General features: G+C 61.6%; 8 protein-coding genes and 1 pseudogene. 2 read left to right on the forward strand and 7 right to left on the reverse strand.

Translation table 11 applies throughout. From position 1 onward, the window contains the following. Window positions 1–26: 26 nt before the first annotated feature. On the forward strand, window positions 27–887 hold the full coding sequence (locus B7X90_RS03265) for a hypothetical protein (RefSeq protein WP_292621623.1): 861 nt from the start codon (window positions 27–29) through the stop codon (window positions 885–887). A gap of 27 nt (window positions 888–914) precedes the next feature. Here B7X90_RS03265 and B7X90_RS03270 read toward each other — a convergent pair whose 3' ends face one another. Then, entirely contained in the window at window positions 915–1,703 is a 789-nt protein-coding gene (locus B7X90_RS03270) for a TSUP family transporter (protein ID WP_292621625.1), read from the reverse strand. Between the two features lie 62 nt (window positions 1,704–1,765). Between B7X90_RS03270 and tgt the strand changes: the two genes are divergently transcribed. Continuing rightward, a complete protein-coding gene (gene tgt, locus B7X90_RS03275) occupies window positions 1,766–2,890 on the forward strand; it encodes a tRNA guanosine(34) transglycosylase Tgt (protein ID WP_292621627.1) in 1,125 nt (374 codons plus the stop codon). A 122-nt stretch (window positions 2,891–3,012) separates the two neighbouring features. On the opposite strand, the gene B7X90_RS03280 is transcribed toward tgt, so the two are convergent. From B7X90_RS03280 to glyA, 6 genes and pseudogenes are all read right to left on the reverse strand, one after another. Continuing rightward, the gene (locus tag B7X90_RS03280) at window positions 3,013–3,210 is read right to left on the reverse strand and encodes a hypothetical protein (protein WP_292621629.1); all 198 of its coding nucleotides are present in this window, start codon (window positions 3,208–3,210) and stop codon (window positions 3,013–3,015) included. 146 nt (window positions 3,211–3,356) lie between these two features. After that, window positions 3,357–3,968 (reverse strand): 30S ribosomal protein S4, encoded by a 612-nt coding sequence (gene rpsD, locus B7X90_RS03285; protein ID WP_292621631.1) that lies wholly within the window; start codon window positions 3,966–3,968, stop codon window positions 3,357–3,359. Window positions 3,969–4,139: 171 nt separating this feature from the next. Beyond that, window positions 4,140–4,907, reverse strand: coding sequence for an RNA methyltransferase (locus B7X90_RS03290; protein ID WP_292621633.1), 768 nt, complete (start codon window positions 4,905–4,907; stop codon window positions 4,140–4,142). Continuing rightward, on the reverse strand, window positions 4,904–5,380 hold the full coding sequence (nrdR, locus tag B7X90_RS03295; protein ID WP_292621634.1) for a transcriptional regulator NrdR: 477 nt from the start codon (window positions 5,378–5,380) through the stop codon (window positions 4,904–4,906). The genes B7X90_RS03290 and nrdR overlap by 4 nt, the downstream gene beginning before the upstream one ends. Before the next feature lie 4 nt (window positions 5,381–5,384). Continuing rightward, window positions 5,385–5,591, reverse strand: coding sequence for a hypothetical protein (locus B7X90_RS03300; protein WP_292621636.1), 207 nt, complete (start codon window positions 5,589–5,591; stop codon window positions 5,385–5,387). A gap of 4 nt (window positions 5,592–5,595) precedes the next feature. Further along, window positions 5,596–6,285 (reverse strand): annotated as a pseudogene (glyA, locus tag B7X90_RS03305) (serine hydroxymethyltransferase); the annotation flags it as partial.

Consider the following 6,285-nt stretch of genomic DNA (forward strand, 5'->3'; position numbering starts at 1 on the left):
GATATGTACGCCACGCCGGAGTTGATGTGCTGGGACGTTTGAAGAACTGGCTTTCGGGCAAGGGTGAAATGAAGGCCGATGACAGTGCTGGGAAGAGGGCGGGCTCCGGTCCGTCCGCTGCCCGCGCGGTCGATGTTGGCTGGTTGCTTGATACTGACAAGGCCCGCTTCATCTGGGCCGAACCACGCCGCGTGCGCCGGGGGGATCCGCCGCCGCGCCATGCGAAGTCCGTCAACTATTGCCCCGGCGTGATCGATTACGAAGCGCGGTTGTTTGAAGTCACGTGTCCAATAGACCTGCGCCTTCGCTTTGCACGCAACGAAAAGGGGGCACCGGTGCTGGTCAATGCTGATGGGGATAAATCTTCCATCCGCAACAAGCACTTGAACGCGATGATGGCGATGGTTTCTGAAAAGGAGTGGCGGCACCCGGAAAGGCCCGTCATCCAGATCATCACACCCTACATCTTCCTCAGCGATGAACCGGTGTGGATGACGCAGATGCCCCCATTCCTCGCCTACCGCCCCGATCCCTGGCCGGGTTCGGTGATCGGTGGGCGGCTTCCGATCCACATTTGGCAGCGCCCGATGATGTGGGCATTTGAATGGTACGACACGAAGAAGGAACTGGTGCTCAAGCGGGGTGAGCCGTGGTTCTATGCGCGCTTCGAAGCGCACGATCCCACGCGGCCTTTGCGCATGTTCGAGGCGGAGCGGACGCCTGAACTGGTGGAGCATATCCAGGGCGCAAGCTCGGTGGCAAACTACGTCAACCAGACCTCGCAACTGTTCAAAGTGGCGCAGGAGCGGCGTCCAGAGCGGCTTTTGGTGCGCAAGGAGCGCGCGAAAACGGACGAGCCGCCCGCCGAGTGCCCTTACGATTCCTGAAGTGCACCTAAATGCACCTAAATGCACCTAAGGCGTAGCAAACCACCCCCAGATGAGTCGAACTGTCAGTCCGATGCTCACAACGACCAGCAGCGGTCGGATCACTTTCGCGCCAAACTTCGTGGCGTAGTGTGACCCGATCCACGCCCCCGTCATCGCGCCGATCCCCATGCACAAACCCAACACCCACATCGCCTGCCCGCCAATCGTGAACACGATCACGCTGGCGATGTTGCTGGTAGCGTTGAGGAATTTGGTCAGCCCCGTAGCCCGCGTCAGCCCCAGTCCGCGCAAACCGACAAGCGTTGTCGCAAAGAACTGCCCCGCGCCCGGCCCGAAAAAGCCGTCATAGAACGCAACGCCCCCGCCGACCGGCATGTAGCCGCGTTCGGAGAGGTGGGCGTGGCGATCTTCGTCGGTCATGCCGCGTGACAGCACGGTGTAGAGCGCGACGGCGATCAGCAGGATGGGGACGACGAGCTTGAGGATGTCGGCGCTAAGTCTTTGGATCGCAAGCGATCCTGCCATTGCCCCGACAAACACCACAGCTGCCGTTGGCGCGCTTTTGCGGAAGCTGAACAGGCCAGCCTTATGGTAGCGCCAAGCAGCCATGGAAGTGCCGCACATCGACTGGATCTTGTTGGTGCCAAGCACGACATGCGGAGGCATTGGAGTGGAGAGCAGGACCGGCATCATCACCAGTCCGCCACCGCCCGCCACTGCATCGATGAAGCCCGAAAACACCGCGACCAGCGTCAGCGCAGGATAAAGCCAGAGGTCGAGCGCAACGGGGTCGATCAGTAATAGATGGGGCATTTGCGCGTCATGGCGATTGCGCCTAAGGCCTGCAACACTCTTTTTGGCCGAGAATCCGCACGATGACCCGCTTTGCCTTCGATATTCACGCCACCGACGGCAAGGCCCGGACGGGTACGATCCGCATGAAGCGTGGGGACATCCGCACGCCTGCGTTCATGCCCGTGGGCACTGCGGCGACGGTCAAGGCGATGAAGATGGAAGATGTGCGCGCAAGTGGCGCGGACATCATTCTGGGCAACACCTACCATTTGATGCTGCGCCCCGGTGCGGAGCGGGTGGCGCGGCTTGGGGGCCTGCACAAGTTCGGTGGCTGGGACCGGCCCATCCTGACCGACAGCGGTGGTTACCAGGTGATGAGCCTTTCGGATTTGCGCAAGATTACCGAGGAGGGCGTGACCTTTGCCAGCCACCTCGACGGGTCGCGGCATCTGCTGAGCCCGGAGCGGTCGATGGAGATCCAGCGGTTGCTGGGGTCGGACATTGTGATGTGCTTTGACGAGTGCCCGCGTGCCGATCAACCGCGCGATGTGATTGCCAAGTCGATGGAAATGTCGATGCGCTGGGCGCGGCGCAGCCGTGATGCGTTTGACGCGGGTGGCGAACATGCGGAGAGTTCGGCGCTGTTTGGCATCCAGCAGGGCGCTCTGGATGAGGGCCTGCGCAGGACGAGTGCTGACGCGCTGATCGATGTGGGCTTTGATGGCTATGCCATTGGCGGGCTGGCCGTGGGTGAGGGGCAGGAGGCAATGTTTGCCACGCTGGACTTTGCGCCGCAGCAACTGCCCGCAGACCGCCCGCGCTACCTGATGGGCGTGGGCAAGCCTGATGATCTGGTGGGCGCGGTGGAGCGCGGGGTTGATATGTTCGACTGCGTGCTGCCGACGCGGTCCGGCCGCAATGGGCAGGCGTTTACGTGGAACGGGCCGCTGAACATGCGTAACGCCCGCCATGCCGAGGATACCGGGCCACTGAGCGAGCGCTGCCCTTGTCCAACGTGCGGCAAATACAGCCGGGCCTATCTGCACCACCTGCACAAGTCTGGCGAGATGCTGGGGGCTATGCTGCTGACTGAGCATAACCTGTGGTTCTACCAGCAGCTTATGGCCGGGATGCGTGCGGCGATCGGCGAGGGGCGCTTTGCGGCATTTGCGGCGGATTTCCGGCGGGACTACTTCGCGCGTTAAGTTTCCGACGTAAATTACCGTCATCCTGAACTCGTTTCAGGATCCATTTTGCCGATCAGGCCAAGGTTCTCGGCCGAAAAATGGACCCTGAAACGAGTTCAGGGTGACGTAAGAGTGATTGATTACGCCGCAATGCCCTCATGCGGTCCGTTTACAAGCGTGTCATCAATTTCCAGCCGCGTATCTTTGTAGGGATAGAACAGGCAGCTGCGCTGGTCATAAAAGCCCGCGCCGATGGCAAAGGCCTGTTGCTGCGCCGTGAGGAGATCGGGGTACCATTTGCCAGTGCGGTGCGGGGTAACGAAGCGATATTGCGTCATGCCTTGCCAATGGCCAAGCCGCGTTTCAGTTCCACGACACGGCGCAAATCCTGCTGGTGAAATGCAAAATAACGCACTGTTTCCAAACGTGAAAAAGGCGGAGCTTGCGCCCCGCCTCTTTGCTTGTTTCGATGCTGGGAAACCGATCAGCGCGAATAGAATTCGACGACCAGATTCGGTTCCATCTTCACCGGATAAGGCACTTCGTCCAGCGTCGGAACGCGGGTGAAGGTGGCCTTGTCGGCTTCGGTGGCGACATAATCGGGAACTTCACGCTCTGGCAGGGTCTGCGCTTCAGCGATGAGAGCCATTTCCTTGGCTTTCTTGCCGAGGCTGATCACATCGCCAGGGCGAACGCGACGCGATGCGATGTTGCACTTCACGCCGTTCACATAGATGTGGCCGTGCGAAACGATCTGGCGGGCCGAGAACACGGTCGGCGCGAACTTGGCGCGGTACACGACCATGTCGAGGCGCTGTTCGAGCAGGCCGATCAGGTTCTGACCGGTATCGCCCTTCATCTTCGACGCTTCCTGATAGGTGCGCTTGAACTGCTTTTCGGTCACATCGCCGTAGTAGCCCTTGAGCTTCTGCTTGGCGCGGAGCTGGATGCCGAAGTCCGAAACCTTGCTCTTGCGGCGCTGGCCGTGCTGGCCGGGGCCATACGAACGGCGGTTCACCGAAGACTTGGGACGACCCCAGATGTTCTCACCGAGACGACGGTCAATTTTGTACTTAGATGCCTTGCGCTTGGACATGCGCTGCCTTTCAATTTGCAATGCACCAGCCACGTGCCGATGCTTCTAGTCCCGGAACCGCACCATCCAAATCAAAGTTCGGATGCGGCCACCGCTTCACCGGGAGTGCGAGGCCAATTGCGAAGCGCGGCCAAGAACAGAGTTGCGGGCTGATGTCAAGGCCAAGACGCGCTATTCGAGCGGATCGCCCGGCTTTGATCCCGGCTTGCGGCGCAGAACGCTGAGGACGCCGCGAAAAGTGCGCAGTTCGAGGTGGTTCCAGCCCGGCTTGGTCATCATGCTGCGCAAGGTGCGCCGGGTGGAGGTGGCGCGACTGGGTGGGTTGAAATAGCCGCGCGGTTCCAGCAGCGCGCAGAACTGTTCGAACATGCCTTCGAATTCCTCCTGCGGGGCAGGGGGCAGTACCTCTTCGATGGTGGGCTGTACCAGATCGGCTTGCCCATCGGTCTGCTTTGACCATTCGTAGGCACACAGGATCACCGCCTGCGCCAGATTGAGCGAGCCGAATTCCGGGTTGATCGGCACGGTGATGATTGCGCGGGCCAAGGCCACGTCGTCCGTTTCAAGCCCGGAGCGTTCCGGGCCGAAGATGATGGCGCAGCGACCTTGTGCGCGGACGATATCCTGTGCGGCCTGTTCGGGCGTCAGGACTGGCTTTGTCACCCCGCGTTTGCGCACGGTAGTGGCGTAGACGTGGGAGCAATCGCTGACGGCATCGGCCAGCGTTTCGAACACCTGCGCGTGTTCCAGCACGACATCGGCCCCGGCAGCGGCAGGGCCTGCGGAAGGATTGGGCCAGCCATCGCGCGGCGAGACGAGGCGCAATTCGGCAAGCCCGAAGTTCAGCATGGCGCGGGCCGCCTTGCCGATGTTTTCGCCCAGTTGCGGGCGCACCAGTACGATCACCGGATGGTGTGCGGAAAATGCGGGAACGGTCACTGTTGGCCAGCCTCGCGCACGCCGACTTCCTGGACGCTGCTGGCGAATTCTTCGAAATCACGCGCCTCGGTGAAATCGCGATAGACGCTGGCGAAGCGGATATAGGCGACGCTGTCGAGCTGGCGCAGGCCTTCCATGACCATTTCGCCGATGGCTTTGGACGGCACTTCGGCATCGCCCATCGTTTCGATCTGGCGCTGAATGCCCGATACCAACTGGTCGAGCCGCTCCTGCGCCACGGGGCGTTTGCGGCAGGCAAGTGAGACGGACTGTTCGATCTTTGACCGATCAAACGGTTCGCGGCGCTCTCCGCTTTTCGCCACGACGACTTCGCGCAGTTGCACGCGTTCGAACGTGGTGAACCGCGCGCCGCAGCCTTCGCACTGGCGGCGCCGGCGGATCGAGGTGTTATCCTCGCTCGGCCGGCTGTCTTTTACCTGACTGTTATCGTGAGCACAGAACGGACACCGCATCAGTTCAGCGCTTGATCCGCTGCCAGAACGCGAAGCCCGCGCCGACAGCAAGGCCGAGCGGAAGCGAAACGACCGGGAGGAGCGCGCCTGCCACAGCCCCGATGGCCGCACCGGTAAGGACCGGCTTGGTCGAGGGATGGGCAAGGCCCTGCTTTGCCATACCGGAGACTTCCTCCTTGGCGCGGGTGGCGAGATCGTCCTGGTCGTTCATGGCTTTATAGCTCCGGGTAGATCGGGAACTTGGCGCACAATTCCGCGACACGGTCACGAACGCGCTGTTCAACCTGACCATCGCCTTCTTCACCGTTACGCGCAAGGCCATCGACCACTTCGGCGATCAATCCACCGATCATGCGGAATTCATCCTCGCGGAAGCCGCGCGTGGTCCCTGCGGGCGTACCGAGGCGAATGCCCGAGGTGACGAAGGGCGAGCGCTTGTCAAAAGGAACGCCGTTCTTGTTGCAGGTGAGCCATGCGCGATCGAGGCCCTTTTCAGCGGCCTTGCCAGTTACATCCTTGGCCGACAGGTCAACCAGCATCAGGTGGTTGTCGGTGCCCCCCGAAACGATGCCGAGGCCTGCGTCCTTGAGGCTTTCGGCCAGCGCCTTGGCATTGGCGACGATCTGGTGGGCATAAGCCTTGAATTCTGGGCGCAGCGCTTCACCGAAAGCCACAGCCTTGGCGGCGATGACGTGAACCAGCGGGCCACCCTGCATACCGGGGAAGACCGCCATGTTGAACTTCTTGGCCAGATCTTCGTCATTGGTGAGGATCACGCCAGAACGTGGGCCGCGCAGCGACTTGTGCGTGGTGGTGGTGACGACGTGCGCGTGCGGAAAGGGCGAGGGGTGCGCACCGCCAGCGACGAGGCCGGAGATGTGCGACATATCGACCAGCAGCCATGC

Source organism: Novosphingobium sp. 17-62-19 (genome assembly GCF_002256775.1).
Taxonomy (GTDB): domain Bacteria; phylum Pseudomonadota; class Alphaproteobacteria; order Sphingomonadales; family Sphingomonadaceae; genus Novosphingobium.